At 65.0% G+C, this 15,995-nt stretch carries 13 protein-coding genes; 5 read left to right on the top strand and 8 right to left on the bottom strand.

Going from position 1 to position 15,995, the window contains the following annotated elements; all coding sequences use genetic code 11:
* Nucleotides 1-47 precede the first annotated feature (47 nt).
* Nucleotides 48-2,342, top strand: coding sequence for a 5-methyltetrahydropteroyltriglutamate--homocysteine S-methyltransferase (metE, locus tag L0U83_RS18910; RefSeq protein ID WP_233885444.1), 2,295 nt, complete (start codon nt 48-50; stop codon nt 2,340-2,342).
* Between the two features lie 91 nt (nt 2,343-2,433).
* On the opposite strand, the gene L0U83_RS18905 is transcribed toward metE, so the two are convergent.
* Nucleotides 2,434-4,104 carry a class I adenylate-forming enzyme family protein gene (locus L0U83_RS18905; RefSeq protein WP_233885442.1) on the bottom strand — a complete coding sequence of 557 codons (1,671 nt, stop codon included), beginning with the start codon at nt 4,102-4,104 and terminating at the stop codon, nt 2,434-2,436.
* A 10-nt stretch (nt 4,105-4,114) separates the two neighbouring features.
* Entirely contained in the window at nt 4,115-5,443 is a 1,329-nt protein-coding gene (locus tag L0U83_RS18900) for an MFS transporter (protein WP_233885440.1), read from the bottom strand.
* Between the two features lie 409 nt (nt 5,444-5,852).
* On the opposite strand from L0U83_RS18900, the gene L0U83_RS18895 reads away from it, so the two are divergent.
* Entirely contained in the window at nt 5,853-6,422 is a 570-nt protein-coding gene (locus tag L0U83_RS18895; RefSeq protein WP_233885438.1) for a DUF4142 domain-containing protein, read from the top strand.
* Nucleotides 6,423-6,476: 54 nt separating this feature from the next.
* Here L0U83_RS18895 and L0U83_RS18890 read toward each other — a convergent pair whose 3' ends face one another.
* Nucleotides 6,477-7,076 carry a TMEM175 family protein gene (locus tag L0U83_RS18890; RefSeq protein WP_233885436.1) on the bottom strand — a complete coding sequence of 200 codons (600 nt, stop codon included), beginning with the start codon at nt 7,074-7,076 and terminating at the stop codon, nt 6,477-6,479.
* A gap of 180 nt (nt 7,077-7,256) precedes the next feature.
* Here L0U83_RS18890 and L0U83_RS18885 point away from each other — a divergent pair, with 180 nt between their 5' ends.
* Together L0U83_RS18885 and L0U83_RS18880 are read left to right on the top strand one after the other, a co-directional pair.
* Nucleotides 7,257-7,952, top strand: a complete 696-nt coding sequence (locus tag L0U83_RS18885; RefSeq protein ID WP_233885434.1) for a cytochrome b/b6 domain-containing protein — start codon at nt 7,257-7,259, stop codon at nt 7,950-7,952.
* An 85-nt stretch (nt 7,953-8,037) separates the two neighbouring features.
* Entirely contained in the window at nt 8,038-8,298 is a 261-nt protein-coding gene (locus L0U83_RS18880) for an H-NS family nucleoid-associated regulatory protein (protein WP_233885431.1), read from the top strand.
* A 102-nt stretch (nt 8,299-8,400) separates the two neighbouring features.
* Here the strand turns inward: L0U83_RS18880 and kdgD are convergent, their stop codons facing one another.
* From kdgD to L0U83_RS18860, 4 genes are all read right to left on the bottom strand, one after another.
* Nucleotides 8,401-9,318: a 5-dehydro-4-deoxyglucarate dehydratase gene (gene kdgD, locus L0U83_RS18875; RefSeq protein ID WP_028206318.1), complete on the bottom strand. Its 918-nt coding sequence runs from the start codon at nt 9,316-9,318 to the stop codon at nt 8,401-8,403.
* Nucleotides 9,319-9,369: 51 nt separating this feature from the next.
* Nucleotides 9,370-10,719 carry a glucarate dehydratase gene (gene gudD / locus L0U83_RS18870; protein WP_233885430.1) on the bottom strand — a complete coding sequence of 450 codons (1,350 nt, stop codon included), beginning with the start codon at nt 10,717-10,719 and terminating at the stop codon, nt 9,370-9,372.
* 65 nt (nt 10,720-10,784) lie between these two features.
* The gene (locus L0U83_RS18865; protein WP_233885428.1) at nt 10,785-11,873 is read right to left on the bottom strand and encodes a lactonase family protein; all 1,089 of its coding nucleotides are present in this window, start codon (nt 11,871-11,873) and stop codon (nt 10,785-10,787) included.
* A 39-nt stretch (nt 11,874-11,912) separates the two neighbouring features.
* Nucleotides 11,913-13,244, bottom strand: coding sequence for an MFS transporter (locus L0U83_RS18860; RefSeq protein ID WP_233885427.1), 1,332 nt, complete (start codon nt 13,242-13,244; stop codon nt 11,913-11,915).
* A 272-nt stretch (nt 13,245-13,516) separates the two neighbouring features.
* Between L0U83_RS18860 and L0U83_RS18855 the strand changes: the two genes are divergently transcribed.
* Complete coding sequence (locus tag L0U83_RS18855) at nt 13,517-15,100, top strand: aldehyde dehydrogenase (NADP(+)) (RefSeq protein ID WP_233885426.1); 1,584 nt, start codon at nt 13,517-13,519, stop codon at nt 15,098-15,100.
* Between the two features lie 76 nt (nt 15,101-15,176).
* On the opposite strand, the gene L0U83_RS18850 is transcribed toward L0U83_RS18855, so the two are convergent.
* Complete coding sequence (locus L0U83_RS18850) at nt 15,177-15,917, bottom strand: FadR/GntR family transcriptional regulator (RefSeq protein ID WP_233885425.1); 741 nt, start codon at nt 15,915-15,917, stop codon at nt 15,177-15,179.
* Between the last annotated feature and the right edge of the window lie 78 nt (nt 15,918-15,995).

The raw sequence follows: 15,995 nt of genomic DNA, 5'->3' as shown, positions 1-15,995 counted from the left end.
GCCACTCTGGATCGTTTTCAGCACATTCATTTCGGACGGCAACGCACATGGTCACCACGCACAATCTCGGCTTTCCGCGCATCGGCGCGAAACGCGAACTCAAGTTCGGTCTCGAACGCTACTGGAAAGGCGAATCTTCACGCGACGAACTGAAGGCGCTCGGCGCGCAACTGCGCGCACGTCATTGGGAGAACCAGAAGTGTCTCGACTTCGTGCCCGCCGGCGACTTCGCGTTCTACGACCAGGTGCTCGACATGAGCTTCACGCTCGGCAACTTGCCCGAGCGCGTGCGGGGCTTCCACGGCGACAAGCTCGACAACTACTTCCGCGTGGCGCGTGGCCGCTCGGCCCACGGCGCCGACGACCATGCCGCTTGCTGCGGCGGCGTCGCGGCCGGCGAAATGACGAAGTGGTTCGACACGAACTATCACTACATCGTCCCCGAGTTCACGGCCGATACGCAGTTCAACCTCGATACGTCGCGTCTTTCCGAACAACTGCGCGAAGCGCGCGAATTGGGCGTGAAGGCCAAGCCCGTGATCATCGGGCCGCTCACTTACCTGTGGCTCGGCAAGGCCAAGGACGATTCCGACAAGCTGGCGCTGCTGCCGCGCATCATGCCCGTGTATCGCGCGCTGCTCGACTACTTCCGCGTGATGGACGTCGAGTGGGTGCAGATCGACGAGCCGATTCTCGTGACCGAACTCGATCCGGCATGGCGCGCCGCGTTTGCGACGGCGTATGAAGGCTTCGAGCTGCGCAGTGTCAAGCTTCTGCTGGCCACCTACTTCGGAGAACTACAGGACAATCTCGACCTGGCGTGCTCGCTGCCCGTCGACGGTCTGCATATCGACGCGGTCAACGCCCGTACCGAAGTCGCGCTGGCCGCACAAAAGCTGCCTGCGCAGAGTGTGCTTTCGGTGGGCGCGATCAACGGCCGCAATATCTGGAAGACGGACCTGAATGCCACGCTCGATTGGCTTGAGCCGCTCGCAAAGCAACTCGGCGAGCGCCTGTGGATCGCGCCGTCATGTTCGCTGTTGCACGTGCCGGTGGATCTCGCGAGCGAAGAGAAGCTCGACGCCGAAATCCGTTCGTGGCTCGCATTTGCGCTACAAAAGCTCGACGAAGTGAAAGTGCTCGCCACTGCGCTCAATGACGGCCGCGACAAGGTCGCCGCCGAACTCGCCGCGAACGCCGCTGCCGTTCAGGCGCGCCGCCAGTCGCCGCGTGTGAACAACCCCGCGGTGAAGGCCGCGATCGCTCGCATCGACGCGCAGCTCGGCAATCGCCGGCACGCTTACGCTGAGCGCGCCGCGAAACAGGCCGCACGCCTGAAGCTGCCCGCATTCCCGACCACGACGATCGGCTCGTTCCCGCAAACGGCCCAGATCCGCCAGGCGCGCAGCCAGTTCAAGAACGGCGCACTCGACGACTCGGGCTACCAGGCCGCGATGCGCGCCGAAATCGAGCGCAGCGTGCGCGAGCAGGAGCAACTGGGCCTCGACGTACTCGTGCACGGCGAAGCAGAGCGCAACGACATGGTCGAATACTTCGGCGAGCAGCTCGAGGGCTACGCGTTCAGCCAGCTCGGCTGGGTGCAGTCGTACGGCTCGCGCTGCGTGAAGCCGCCCATTCTGTTCGGCGACATCAGCCGCCTGAAAGCGATGACGGTGGAGTGGATCACCTACGCGCAGTCGCTCACGAACAAGCCCATGAAGGGCATGCTCACGGGCCCGGTGACGATCCTCAACTGGTCCTTCGTGCGCGACGACCAGCCGCGTTCGGTCTCGTGCTACCAGCTGGCACTCGCCATTCGTGAAGAGGTGCTCGACCTGGAGAAGGCCGGCGTGGGCGTGATCCAGATCGACGAAGCCGCGCTGCGCGAAGGTCTGCCGCTGCGCCGCGCACAGTGGGGCGAGTATCTGCGCTGGGCCGTCGAATCGTTCCGCATCACGGCGAACGGCGTGGAAGACGAAACGCAGATCCACACACACATGTGCTATTCGGAGTTCAACGACATCATCGCGTCGATCGCCGATATGGATGCGGACGTCATTACGATTGAAACGTCGCGCTCGGATATGGAATTGTTGGACGCTTTCGATAACTTCAGGTATCCGAACGAAATTGGGCCAGGTGTGTACGACATTCACTCGCCGAATATCCCGACCGAAGCACATATCGTTCAACTGATGCAGAAAGCCGCTGAGCGTATTCCGGCGGAGCGTCTGTGGGTCAATCCTGACTGCGGTTTGAAGACGCGTCAGTGGGCCGAGGTGATTCCTGCGCTGACCAACATGGTTGCTGCCGCCAAGGCGCTGCGCAATCAGGTGCAATAAGGCGGATTAGCGCACTAAGCCCGTTTCATGCGCCCCGAGCCTGTCTCGGGGCGCATCGGTTTTCCATCTCATCAAATTGCTCGCGCAACCATTACCGTAATTCCCGTCGCAATATCTTCCCCGTGGCCGTCTTCGGCAATTCGTCACGGAACTCGACGATGCGCGGATATTTGTACGCCGCCATGCGCGCCTTGCAGAACGCGATCAACTCCGCTGCGTCGGCCACTGCGCCCGCACGCAGGCTCACTACGGCTTTCACCGTCTCGCCGCGATAAGGATCGGGCACACCCACCACAGCCGCCTCGCGCACGGCCGGATGACCGTACAGCACGTCTTCCACTTCGCGCGGCCAGACCTTGAAGCCGGCCGCGTTGATCATGTCCTTCTTGCGGTCGACGAGATAGAACCAGCCCGCTTCGTCCATGAAGCCGACGTCGCCGGTATGGAACCAGCCGCCGCGAAACGCATTGCCGGTCTCCGTCGGGTTGTTCCAGTAGCCGGGCACTACCATCGGCCCGCGGCAGACGATCTCGCCCGTTTCGCCGGGCGCGAGCATGCGGCCGTCATCGTCGACGATCGCCACTTCGGCGCCAGGCACCGGCACGCCCATGGCCAGCGCGCCGCTGCGTGGATCGACGGGCGCCGTCCTCGCGAGCGGCACCATGTGCGTGGGCGAGTTCGTTTCGGTGAGCCCGTACGCGCCGTGGATCACGCGGCCGAACTTCGCGCGAAACGCCTCAACCACGCTGGGCGCGATGGGAGCGCCGCCCGAATAGATCTTCGTGAGCGTGGCCAGTTTCTCGCGGGTCGCATCGGCGTGATGCAGCAGCGCGATGAACACCGTGATCGCGCCGATCGTGAACTCCGCGCGGTGTTCCTCGATGGCGTCGAGCGTAGCCGCCGGGTCGAAGCGGTGCGTGAGAATCAGCGGTGCGCGCGCAATCCACGACGCGCCGATATGGCCAACCAGGCCGGTAATGTGAAAGAGCGGCGCCACGCCGAGTATCGGGCCGCCTTCGCGCAGATCGCAGAAATCGCGGTAGGTCTGCGCGTTGAACGCGAAATTGCCGTGCGTGCAGATCGCGCCTTTCGGGCGGCCGCTCGTGCCCGAGGTATAGACGAGCATGGCGGGGTCGCTCGCCGCCAGCGCGACCGGCGGCGGTTTGCGCCCTTGCTGCACGGCTTGCGCTACGTGCAAAAGATCGCCTGCGCGCTCGCTTGCTCCACTGTCCTCGCGGTATGCGCCGAACACGCGCGCATCGTCGCGTGTTTGCAGCGCACGCGCGTGCGTGGTGAGGACGCGCGGCGCGGCGTTGCCTTCGGCTTCGATGTTCGCGATCACTTCGCGAACGACTTCGCCTTCGAGCGCGGCGTCGCAGATCAGCAGCCGCGTTTGCGAATCGTCGAGCAGCAGTTTCAGTTCGCGCCTGCGATTCATCGGATTGACCGGCACCATCACGGCGCCCGCCTTCCAGATTCCGAGCAAGGCCATCACGAATTGCGGCACGTTCTGCAAGTACAGCGCCACGCGATCGCCGCGCTGCACGCCTTCGTCGAGAAGTACGCAGGCTATGCGGTCGCTCCACTCGTCGAGCGCCTGCCAGTCGAGCCTGCCGTCGAAGTAGAGCAGCGCACTCTCATGCGGCGCGCGCGCGAGCGCCGCTGCGAACAGGTCGAGGCCGTTCGTATAGTCCTGCTTAGGATTCGCCTCGATGCCGATGTCGTATAGCACGTGCCAGGGAAAACTTTCGTAGGCGTTCACGTCCGTCTCCTCAACCTGCGTCCGCTGACTGGCCCACCGTATCGCGCGCCATGAACCAGTAGAACAGCGCCGCGCAGGCCGCAATCACGCCGCCCATGACGAACGCCAGCGAATACGATCCCGTGCGGTCGACGATAAAGCCCGCCACGACCGGCGAGAACGCCCCGCCGAAATAGCCACCGAAGTTCTGGATCGCACTTACGGAAGCGACCATCGAAGACGGGGCGATATCGGCCGCGAGTGCCCACGCGTTGCCGATGGTGGCAGCGATGAACGCGAGCCCCAACGTCATCAGAGCGACGCTCGCGCCTATCGTGTTCGCGAGTGGCAGCGCCGCCGCGCACACGCCCGCGCCAATCGCGCACACGACGATCAGCATGCGCTTGGCGACCATAGGCGAAGCCACATGGCGATCGACGAGCTTCTTCGCGATCCAGCCGGCGGCGATCTCGCCCGCCGCGCCGCCGAACCACGGAATACTCGCGTAGATGCCCAGTTGTGCGAATGAAATATGAAAGCGGTCGAGCAGGTAGAGCGGCAGGAACACGAGAAAGATATTCCAAAGCCAGATCGCGCAGAAGTAACCGAAAATCATGCCCCACACGCTGCGCGAAGCGAACAGCGCGCGCCAGCGAATAGGCGCGGTCGTGAGCGAACGCTCGTGGCCGCCGCCTCCCGCTTCGATATAGGCGAACTCCTCGCGCGTGAGCCGCTTGCTCTGCACCGGGTTGCGATAGAGAAAAAGGAACAGCACGGCGAAGACGATGCCGATGGCGCCCGTCACGTGAAAGAGCGAGCGCCAGCCGAAGGCGATCATCAGCGCGACCAGCACGGCGGGTGCGAGCGCGGGCCCCCACTTCGACGACGAATCCCAGATGCCGGTGGCGAAGCCTCGCTCCTTGGCGGGAAACCATGCCGCCGTGATCTTCGCCGAGGTCGGCCAGCAAGGCGCCTCGCCCACTGCAAGCAGCACGCGCATGACGATGAGGCCCGAGATCGAGCCGACCACGCCGGTGAGCCACGTCGCGACGCTCCACCAGATCATGCCCACTGCATAGGCGCGCTTTGCGCCGAAGCGGTCGATGATCCAGCCCGCCGGCAACTGCATCACGGCGTAGGTCCAGGCGAACACGGTGCCCAGCAGACCGATTTGAGTGCGCGTGAGGCCCAGGTCGTGAATCATGCCGGGCGCGGCGATCGCGAGATTCGCGCGATCGAGGTAATTGATGATGCCGCCGAACAGCAGCCAAATCAGCACGCGCCAGCGAAAGTTCGCGGCGGTGGCGGTTGCGGCGCTCGATGTAGTCGTGGATGCGGTTGCAACCAGCTTGTCGTCCATCGTGTCTCCTCCTCGTTGGCCTACGTTTTTTGCGTGCGCTTTTGCGCGCGCTCGGTGGGACTCAAACCGCGTTCGCGCCCACATCGTGGGACTTTTCGCTGTGGGCGCAACGATACGCGCGAGGGACATTGTGCGCCGGTTGGCGCAAATGGAAAACGCCGTATTGGCATAAACGCATGACGTCGATGTGAATACGCGGATCGTTATTTTCTTCGCATGCTCTCTTACCAACCGTTACACAAGCGAAGCAATCGTTTCACCTGTACGGCACGCGAGTTCATAGAATTCCTCAGACCGTTGAGCAGCAAGGCGCCACGCCAGAACGGTCCCGCGCAGCGCCGCACGGAAAGCCGCAATAAGCGCGGCGCTGCGCGCGCAATCGATACCAACTACGCAGAAAGGAGTTCACATGACTCGCCTCTCGCTTGCCTCGCTCATCGCGGCTTCGGCCGCCAGCCTTTGCGCCGTTACGCTGAGCGCCCATGCGCAGACCCCCGCGCCTTCCGCGGCTTCTGCCTCCACCACGGCCGCGACCGGCCAGCTTCACGAAGCCGACAAGGCGTTCATCGCAGACGGCACGCAAACCGTCGCCACGCAACGCGATGCCGCGCGCATTGCCGACTCGCGCTCGACCGACCGCGAAGTGAAGGCCTTCGCAGAAAAACTGGTGGCCGACTATTCGAAGCTCTCCGACTCGATGCGCGCGGCGAGCCCGCGCGGCGTGGACGTGCCGCGTAACGACCCGGATGCGGCGGTGATCAGCAGCATCAACAATCTGCGCGGCGCGGATTTCGACAAGACGTATATCGAGCAGGTCGCGCTGGCCGGCCAGCAGAAGACGCTCTCGGCCTTCCAGGCGGAGATCGCCTCGGGCCGCGACGCCGGCCTCAAGAAGGCCGCCACGGCAGGCCTGCCCGTGATCCAGGCCGACTACGCCAAGGCTCAGGAACTCGCCAAGCGCAAGCATCTGGCAGGCTGATGACGACGTGATGCACGAAGGGGCCGGCCGCATGCGCGCCGGCCCCAGTGCCGTTTACTCTTCTTTCTTTTCGCCCGCGGCCAGGGCGAGCCGCTCCATGCGTTGATCGGGCACGAGCCAGAGCAGCGCCGCAATGAAATAGAAAATCGCGCCAACGCGTGGATAGTCGAGCGCCGCAAGCGCAAAGCCCGCCGTATAAATCACTGGCGAAATCTTGCCCTTCAAGTCGTTGCCCAATGCAATGGCAAGCGGACTTTGCGTGCCGTGATAGCGCACGAGCGTAAATTGCAGCACGACATAAGCGACCGCGCAAAGCAGCAGGTTGACGCCGTAAAGCGCGGTCGGCCAGCGTCCGAACTCGTTCTCGCCCATCCAGCCCGTCGTGAACGGCAGCAGCGAAAGCCAGAACAGCAGATGCAGATTGGCCCAGAGCACCGAGCCGTTCACGCGGCGCGCCACCTGCAGCATGTGATGATGGTTGTTCCAGTAGATACCCACGTAGATGAAGCTCAGCACATAGCTCAGATAAACCGGCCAGAGCGGCGCGAGCGCAGCGAGATTGTCGCCGTGCGGCACCTTGAGTTCCAGCACCATGATGGTGATGATGATGGCGAGCACGCCATCGCTGAAAGCTTCGAGTCGGTTTTTTTCCATCTGCGGGATCGGCTTGCAAGGGATGTAAGGCAAGCGGCAAGTATGGCCGAAGTCGCCGCGCGATGCCACGTCGCCGTGGCGGCAACGCAGTTGCGTATCTTGCGCTGCACATGGCACGCGAGCGTTCCTGACCTATGATGCCGTTGAGCGCCACGCCAGCCAGTCAGCCAGCCACGAATCATGAACTCGACGACATCCGCAACCCGCGACCGCTCTGAGCGCCCTGAGCGCCGCGTGCCCGTCTGGGACCTGCCAACCCGACTGTTCCACTGGCTGACCGTCGTGCTCGTGGCCGCGGCGTACGTCACGCAGCGCATGAACTGGATGCAGATGCACGTGCGCCTCGGCGAGACGCTGCTTGCGCTCGTGCTGTTTCGCATTCTGTGGGGGTGCTTCGGCAGCGAGACTGCGCGCTTCTCGCGCTTCGTCGCCTCGCCGCGCAAGGCGATCGACCATCTGCGCCACTTGTTGAGGCGCGAGCCCGACGTCCAGGTGGGCCACAACGCGGCGGGCGGCTGGATGGTTCTACTGCTGCTCGCGCTGCTGCTGGTCGAAACGCTCACCGGCCTCTACGACAACAACGATATCGCCGACGAAGGCCCGCTCAGCGAAATCGTGCCCGCAAAAATCGCGAATGCCATAGCCAGCCTGCACGCTTGGGGGTGGGACGTGCTCGCGGCAGCGGTCGTACTGCACGTGTGCGCGATTGCCATTTATGCGCTCGTGAAAGGCCACAATCTGATCGGCCCGATGCTGAGCGGCAAAAAGCGGCTACCCGCCTCGGTGGGTGCGCCCGCGCGCCGGTCGCTGTGGCTCGCGGCCTTGCTGATGGGGTTATCGGGCGTCGTGGTCGCCCTCCTCGCCGCATATCTTTGATGCCGCAAATTAACGTGTCAAATCCACGCGAAGCCCGCGCAGCGCGTAAAATCAGCGGCTCGTTTTCACTCGACAAGAATCATCGATGGCTACCTACCGCGAATTGCTCGCCCAGAAACGCGAGCTCGACGAGCGCATCGAAGCAGCGCGCGCCGAAGCGGCGCACGAGGCGCTGGCCAACGTGCGCGCGGCAATCGCCGAATTCGGCTTCACGCCCGACGAGGTGTTTGGCAAACCGCGCCGGGAACGGGCCGCACGCCGCGCACGCAAGACCGACGGCAAAGAAGGCAAAAGGCGCGAGCGCGCCAATCTGGACCTGTTCGGCGACACCGCCGACAACGCCTGACTAGCCGCACTCGCCCTTCACAAGCAAACAGGGCCGCCAGGGCCCTGTCGAAAGCCAGGCCGCGCACCGGCTGGCGCGGGCATGGCGTGAACACCGAACGCGTTACTGCGCGCCGAGCTTCTTGATCAGCACATCGAGCTGCGCCACTTCCTCTTGCGTGAGGTCGGTGAGCGGTGCGCGCACCGGGCCCGCGTCGCGGCCCACGAGCTTCGCGCCCGCCTTCACGATGCTCACTGCGTAGCCCGCGCGGCGATTGCGGATGGCGAGGTACGGCAGGAAGAATTCGTCGATGAGCTTGCCCACCGTCGCGTGGTCGTCGGCTGCAATCGCGCGGTAGAACTGCATGGCCGTCTTCGGAATGAAGTTGAACACCGCCGACGAATACACGGGCACGCCCAGCGCCTTGTACGCCGCTGCGTAGACTTCGGCCGTGGGCAGGCCGCCGAGGTACGAGAAGCGGTCGCCCAGACGGCGGCGGATCGTCACCATCGCTTCGATTTCGCCCACGCCGTCCTTGAAGCCGATGAGGTTCTCGCAGCGGTCCGCAAGCTGCTCCAGCATGTCGGCGTTCAGCTTCGAGTTGGCGCGGTTGTAGACGATCACGCCCATCTTCGGCACGGCCTTGCAGACCTGCTCCACGTGCGCGGCAATGCCTTCCTGCGAGGCTTCCGTGAGGTAGTGCGGCATCAGCAAAATGCCCTGCGCGCCATTGCGCTCGGCTTCCTGCGCGTACTCGATGGCCACGCGCGTCGCGCCGCCCGCGCCCGCGAGAATCGGCACCTTGCCCTTGCAGGTTTCGGTGGCCGTCTTGATGACCTGCGAGTATTCGCTCTTCGTGAGCGAGAAGAATTCGCCCGTGCCGCCCGCCGCGAACAGCGCGCTCGCGCCATACGGGGCCAGCCATTCGAGGCGCTCGGCGTAGGTGCTCGCGCGGAAGTTGCCTTGCGCGTCGAAGTCGGTCACGGGGAACGAAAGCAGGCCTTCGGAAACGATTTGCTTGAGTTCTTGCGGCGTGGTCATGGTCTTGATCCTGTTGCGAAGTCAGTAAAGGTGTTTAGTCGAAGATGGCGTTCAGCGCACGAGGCACGGACGCTTGTTGTCGAATTTCCAGTTGGGAATGAGGTATTGCATGGCGATCGCGTCGTCGCGCGCGCCGAGGCCGTGCTCCTTGTAGAGCGCGTGGGCCTTTTCCAGCTCGTCCAGGTCGATCTCGATGCCAAGGCCCGGCTTTTGCGGCACCTGCACCTTGCCGCCCACGATCTGCAGCGGTTCGCGCGTGAGGCGCTGGCCGTCCTGCCAGATCCAGTGCGTGTCGATCGCCGTGATCTTCCCAGGCGCGGCTGCTGCCGCGTGCGTGAACATCGCGAGCGAAATGTCGAAGTGATTGTTCGAGTGCGAGCCCCATGTGAGGCCCCAGTCGTTGCACATCTGCGCCACGCGCACCGAGCCCTGCATGGTCCAGAAATGCGGATCGGCAAGCGGAATGTCCACCGATTGCAGCTGGATCGCGTGGCCCATCTGGCGCCAGTCGGTCGCGATCATGTTGGTGGCCGTGGGCAGGCCCGTCGCGCGGCGGAACTCCGCCATCACTTCGCGGCCCGAATAGCCGTTCTCCGCGCCGCAGGGGTCTTCGGCGTAGGCGAGCACGTCGTGCTTGTCGCGGCACAGGCGGATGGCTTCCGCGAGCGTCCACGCGCCGTTCGGGTCGAGCGTCACGCGTGCTTCGGGAAAGCGCTCGGCGAGGGCCGTGACCGCTTCCATTTCCGCGTCGCCCGCCAGCACGCCGCCCTTGAGCTTGAAGTCGTTGAAGCCGTAGCGCGCTTTCGCGGCTTCGGCCAGACGCACGACGGCTTCCGGCGTCATCGCTTCTTCGGTGCGCAGGCGCTCCCAGTCGTCGCGGCCATCGGCGCCGCTCACGTACGCGAGATCGGTCTTGTTGCGATCGCCGATGAAGAACAGATAGCCGAGCATCTCCACTTCGCTGCGCTGCTGGCCTTCGCCCAGCAGCGCGGCAACGGGCACGTTCAGATGCTGCCCGAGCAGATCGAGCAGCGCGGCTTCGAGCGCCGTGACCGCGTGAATCGTGGTGCGCAGGTCGAAGGTCTGCAGGCCGCGGCCGCCCGAATCGCGGTCGGCGAACTGCTTGCGCACAGTGTTGAGCACCGACTGCATATTGCCGATGGACTGGCCAACCACGAACGCACGCGCGTCTTCGAGCGTCTTGCGGATCGCCTCGCCGCCCGGCACTTCGCCGATGCCGGTGTTGCCCGCGCTGTCGCGCAGCAGCACGACGTTGCGCGTGAAGAACGGACCGTGCGCGCCGGAGAGGTTCAGCAGCATGCTGTCGCGGCCCGCCACGGGCACGACGCGCAGTTCGGTCACAACGGGCGTGGCGTTCGGTTGAACGGTTTGTGTAGACATGAACGTATTACCTGTAAAAGTGCGGCGCGCTGCGCCCTGACAATCGAAACTTTGGGTTGAACCGGTTAGGCGCTAGCGGCGACGATCTCCACCCAGTTCGCACCATTGCCGCCCTCGCCGCGCGAGACGGGTGTGAGTGCACCGCTCGCCGCGTCGACTGAATAGACCGAGACGTGCTGCGATTTCTCTCCGCACGCCACCAGAAAGCGGCCCGTGGGGTCGATGCGAAAGCCGCGCGGCTGCGTTTCGGTCGCGGTCGCGCCCACGTATTCGAGCGCACCATCTTGAGCTACGCGCAGCGTGAGAATCTGGCTCGTCGTGCGCTCGGACACGTAGACGAAGCGCCCATCGGGCGAGACGTGGATATCGGCGGCCCAAATGTTCTTCGCGAGCACCGCCGGGTCGGGCTGCACGGGGTCCGTGGGGCTCGGGCGCGCAAAGCCGTCGTTCAGATGCGCGAGATCGGCGGCGCGCGGCGAAACGTGCAGCGCCGCGAGCTTGCCCGTGGCGGCGTCGCGCGCGAAAGCCGCCACCGTCGCGCGAAATTCGCTCAGCACGTACAGCACGTCGCCGCCCGGCGAAAAGCGCAGATGCCGCGGACCGAAGCCCGCGCCTAAATCGACCGTGCCGATTTCGACGAGGCGCCCTTCGTCTCCCAGCGCAAAAGTGAACACTCGGTTGCTGCCGAGCGACGACGCATACGCGAAGCGCCCGTCGGCGGAAACGATGACGGCGTGCGCATGCTCGATGTCATCGATCACCTGGAGCGGCGCGCCCCGCCCGTTCTCTTGATCGTTCGCGCCATACAGGCTCACGCGATGCTCGCCGTACGAAGCGCCCAGCAGGAAACGCCCCTGCGGCTCGGCGCACAGATACGCGAGGCTCGTTTCGATTGGCGTCTGGACACGCGGCGTGAGGCTGCCGGTCTGAGCGTCGATGGCGTAGTCGTTGATGCGCTTGTCCGCGCCGCGCGTGGCCGCATAGAGGCGGCGGCGGTCGGGCGAGAGCGCCATCGGCATCACGTTGTCCTGCGCGGCCACGCGCGCTTGCGGCGTGAGCGTGCCATTGCGCGCGTCGAGATGAAACACGCCGATGTCGCCGTCTTTCGAATTCGCGACGTAGACGAAGAAGCGTTCGGGGTTCGGCTGGTTCATGGTGTGGGTTTCCTTCTCGATTGAGGGTTGCGCTCGGGTTCAGTGCGCGCCGCTGCGGACCGGATCATCGGCAAAGGCGCGGTGCGACGGCTTGTTGCGGGCAAGGAACGCGGCGGCGGCGGCGATGAGCGAGGTCACGCCCAAGCCGTAGAGGCCGCCCGTAATCGAGCCCGTATGCTGTTGAAGATAGCCGAAGGTAGCCGGGGCGAAGAAGCCGCCCAGGTTGCCGAGCGAATTGATGAGCGCGATCACGCCGGCGGCCACGCGGGTGTCGAGATAGCCTTGCGGCATGGGCCAGAACAGCGACGAAGCCGCCTTGAAGCCGATGGCCGAGAAGCAGATCGCCACGAACGAGAACACCGGGTCCGACGAGGTCGAAGCAAACAGGCCGCAGGCCGCGATCACGAGGGCGATGGCGAGCCACGCCTGCTGGAAGCGGTACTTCGCCGAGAGCAGCGCGAAGCAGTACATCGCGACGATGGCGATCATCCACGGAATGGCGTTGTAGAGGCCCACCTGGAAGTCGCTGAGGCTGCCCATCTTGCGGATGATCGTGGGCAGCCAGAACGTGGCCGCGTAAATCGTGAGCTGAATGGCGAAATAGAGGAAGCAGAACAGAACGATCTGCGGGTCCTTCAGGAGGCGCAGCACCGGCACGTGCGCGCCCGTCGCGGCTTCGCGCTCGGCCTGCTCGCGCGTCAGGTACGTTTCGAGCGCGCCTTGCTCGTCGCTCGTGAGCCAGTGCGCGTCGCGAATGCGCGATTTGAGGAACACCCAACTCACGCCGCACAGCACGATGGAAAAGCCGCCTTCGATCAGGAACATCCACTGCCAGCCCGCAAGACCCAGTCCGCGCACGGAAAGCAGCGCACCCGTGATCGGACCCGAGAGCACCGAGGCAAACGCCGAGCCCGCGAGAAACACGGCCGCCGCCTTGCCGCGCTCCTTCTGCGGCAGCCACTGCGCGAAGTAGTAGATCACGCCGGGAAAGAAACCCGCTTCGGCAACGCCCAGCAGAAAACGCAGCACGTAGAACGCGGTGTCGCTGTGCACGAACGCCATGGCGCCCGCCACGACGCCCCACGTGCCCATGATGCGCGTGAGCCAGGCGCGTGCGCCATACTTTTGCATGAGGATGTTGGACGGCACCTCGAAGAGCGCATAGCCCACGAAGAACAGCCCCGCGCCGAACCCATACGCCGCCGCCGAAAGGCCGATATCGGCCTTCATGTGCGCGCCGGCGAAGCCGACGTTCACACGGTCGATATAGTTCGCGATGAACATGATGAGGAAGAGCGGGAGCACGTGCCGCAGGACCTTGGCGCTCGCCGACTCCAGCAGGTCTTCATAACGGTTGGCGGGGGCGGACATCGGGGTTGTCTCCTTCATGCGCGCGAAGGGCGCGTAGATTGGATGCTTCGTGGTACGTTGTCTGATGACATTTTAAGCTTGCCCTGCCACCGGAACCAATATCGTGTTTACCCTGTCATGGAACGGGAATCATAGCCGATATGGCTTGATTTTGTGTACTTTTAGCACCTCTCACCCGCCAAATGCGCCTGCCGCAGGTGTTCGGCGACCGCGATCTGACGTATTATAGTTGTACGATGACTTAACTCACTGTAACGATGCTCGGAGACGACATGCAAATCACTGGCGACATGCTCATTGGAGGCCGCGCTGTGCGCGGCTCGGAAAAACCGCTCGCGGCTTTCAATCCCGCCACGGGCGAAGCGATCCCCGCGCCGGCCTTCGGCAGCGGCACGGCAGCCGACGTCGACGCCGCCTGCAAGCTCGCAGCCGCGGCGTTCGACGCCTACCGCACGCTGCCCCTCGCCGTGCGCGCGGCGTTCCTCGAACGCATCGCCGACGGCATCGCCGCGCTGGGCGACGCGCTCACCGAACGCGCCCACGCGGAAACTGGCCTGCCCAAGGCGCGCCTCGAAGGCGAGCGCGGCCGCACCGTCGGCCAACTGAAGCTGTTCGCACAGGAAGTGCGCCAGGGGCTGTGGCTCACGCCCACGCTCGACGCCGCCCTGCCCGAGCGCAAGCCGCTGCCGCGCGCCGACCTGCGTCTGCAGAAAATCGCGCTCGGACCGGTCGCGGTGTTCGGCGCCAGCAACTTCCCGCTCGCGTTCTCGGTGGCGGGCGGCGACACGGCCGCGGCCCTCGCGGCGGGCTGCCCGGTGATCGTCAAGGCGCACGGCGCGCACCTCGGCACCTCGGAGATGGTCGGCCGCGTGATCCAGCAAGCCGTGCGGGACATGGGGCTGCCCGAAGGCGTGTTCTCGCTCATCGTCGGCGCGGGCCGCACCGTGGGCGAGGCGCTCGTTGCGCATCCGGCCGTCAAGGCCGTGGGTTTCACCGGCTCGCGAGCGGGCGGCACGGCGCTCATGCGCATCGCCGCGAACCGCCCCGAGCCCATTCCCGTCTATGCGGAAATGAGCAGCATCAATCCCGTCTTCCTGTTGCCCGAGGCGCTCGCGGCGCGCGGCGCGGCCATCGCGCAGGGCTTCGTCGATTCGCTCGTGCTCGGCGCGGGTCAGTTCTGCACGAATCCGGGTCTGGCGATCGGCATCGAAGGTCCGGCGCTCGACCAGTTCGCGCAGGCCGCGGCGCAGGCGCTGGGCGTCAAGCCCGCGCAGACCATGCTCACCTCGGGTATCCATGCGGCGTATGAAGAAGGCGCGCGGCGTCTGGCCGAAACCCAGGGCGTAAGCGCGCTCGCGCAAGGCCAGCCCGCGAGCGGCCCGAACCAGGCGTTCGCCGCCCTCTTCGTGACCGACGCCCAAACCTTTCTCGCGCAGCCCGCCCTCGAAGACGAAGTGTTCGGTCCGGCCTCGACGCTCGTGCGCTGCAAGGACGAAGCCCAACTGCTCGCCGTGGCCGAGCACTTCGCGGGCCAACTCACCGCGACAATCCAGATGGACCGCACCGACGTGCCCGCCGCCATGCGCCTCGTGCCGATTCTCGAGCGCAAGGCGGGCCGCCTGCTCGTGAACGGCTTTCCGACCGGCGTGGAAGTCACGCACGCGATGGTGCACGGCGGCCCGTTCCCGGCCACTTCCGATAGCCGCGCGACGTCGGTGGGCACGAGCGCGATGGAGCGCTTCCTGCGGCCGGTCTGTTATCAGGACTTCCCGGCCGAACTGCTGCCGCAGGCGCTCGCGGACGCCAATCCGCTCGACCTCTGGCGTCGCAAGAACGGCGAGCTCGTGCGCGGGTAATCTCCGTTCGCGCAGCGCAAATGAAAACAGCGGCCTTGGCCGCTGTTTTTCCATGCACGTTCTAAATTCAAACGCGCTACGCCTTTTCCCCCGACTCCGCCGCCGCACGGCGCAGCCGCTCGCGGCTGCTCGACAGATGCATGCGCATGGCCGCGCGCGCGCCTTCGGAATCGTGACGGGCAATGGCGTCGAAAATGCTTTCGTGCTCGCGGTTCACCAGTTCGGCGTAAGCCTGCGGATCGCGATGCGCAATGCCCGCCGAATCGACGCGACGGCGCGGGATCAACGCCGCGCCCATCTGCGTGAGGATATCGACGAAATAGCGGTTGCCCGTGGCGCGCGCCACCGAAACGTGGAATTCGAGATCGGCGCCCGAGCTGTCGCCGCCCGAGCGGATCACGACGTCGAGTGCCTCTAGCGCGGCACGCATGCCGGCCAGGTCGCGCTCGCTCGCACGCTGCGCGGCAAGACCCGCGGCCTCCGTTTCGAGGCTGATGCGCAACTCGAGCACGGAAAGCACATCGTCCAGCGTGCCGGCCGGTACGACATCGAGATCGAGCGGCTCGCGGCGCGGCTCCAGCACGAAGCTGCCGATGCCGTGGCGCGTTTCGATCACCGACATGGCCTGCAGACGCGAAATGGCCTCGCGCACCACCGTGCGGCTCACGCCCAGTTGCGTCATGAGGTTGCTTTCGGTGGGCAGCTTGTCGCCGGGCTTGAGCGCGCGCGTGGCGATCTGCTCGTTGATGAAGTTGACGACCTGCTCGGCGAGATTGCGGCTACGCGCGGCGATGGGCGTGGCAAGCGACTCCGCCATGTGGATCTCCTTGGCTCGATATGCGTATGTCATTCCATTATACGTTGTCGGACAACCGCGGGAAAAGCGTACGCACAA

The sequence above is a fragment of the Paraburkholderia flagellata genome (assembly GCF_021390645.1).
In the GTDB taxonomy this organism is placed as follows: domain Bacteria; phylum Pseudomonadota; class Gammaproteobacteria; order Burkholderiales; family Burkholderiaceae; genus Paraburkholderia; species Paraburkholderia flagellata.
Note: the sequence above shows the minus strand (reverse complement) of the source record. Positions and strands in the feature narration are given on the sequence as shown.

Excerpts from the sequence above, each read along its gene's own strand:
- metE (WP_233885444.1), top strand. The coding sequence starts at position 48 with ATGGTCACCACGCACAATCTCGGCTTTCCGCGCATCGGCGCGAAACGC.
- L0U83_RS18900 (WP_233885440.1), bottom strand. The coding sequence starts at position 5,443 with ATGGACGACAAGCTGGTTGCAACCGCATCCACGACTACATCGAGCGCC.
- L0U83_RS18895 (WP_233885438.1), top strand. The coding sequence starts at position 5,853 with ATGACTCGCCTCTCGCTTGCCTCGCTCATCGCGGCTTCGGCCGCCAGC.
- L0U83_RS18890 (WP_233885436.1), bottom strand. The coding sequence starts at position 7,076 with ATGGAAAAAAACCGACTCGAAGCTTTCAGCGATGGCGTGCTCGCCATC.
- L0U83_RS18885 (WP_233885434.1), top strand. The coding sequence starts at position 7,257 with ATGAACTCGACGACATCCGCAACCCGCGACCGCTCTGAGCGCCCTGAG.
- L0U83_RS18880 (WP_233885431.1), top strand. The coding sequence starts at position 8,038 with ATGGCTACCTACCGCGAATTGCTCGCCCAGAAACGCGAGCTCGACGAG.
- kdgD (WP_028206318.1), bottom strand. The coding sequence starts at position 9,318 with ATGACCACGCCGCAAGAACTCAAGCAAATCGTTTCCGAAGGCCTGCTT.
- gudD (WP_233885430.1), bottom strand. The coding sequence starts at position 10,719 with ATGTCTACACAAACCGTTCAACCGAACGCCACGCCCGTTGTGACCGAA.
- L0U83_RS18865 (WP_233885428.1), bottom strand. The coding sequence starts at position 11,873 with ATGAACCAGCCGAACCCCGAACGCTTCTTCGTCTACGTCGCGAATTCG.
- L0U83_RS18860 (WP_233885427.1), bottom strand. The coding sequence starts at position 13,244 with ATGTCCGCCCCCGCCAACCGTTATGAAGACCTGCTGGAGTCGGCGAGC.
- L0U83_RS18855 (WP_233885426.1), top strand. The coding sequence starts at position 13,517 with ATGCAAATCACTGGCGACATGCTCATTGGAGGCCGCGCTGTGCGCGGC.
- L0U83_RS18850 (WP_233885425.1), bottom strand. The coding sequence starts at position 15,917 with ATGGCGGAGTCGCTTGCCACGCCCATCGCCGCGCGTAGCCGCAATCTC.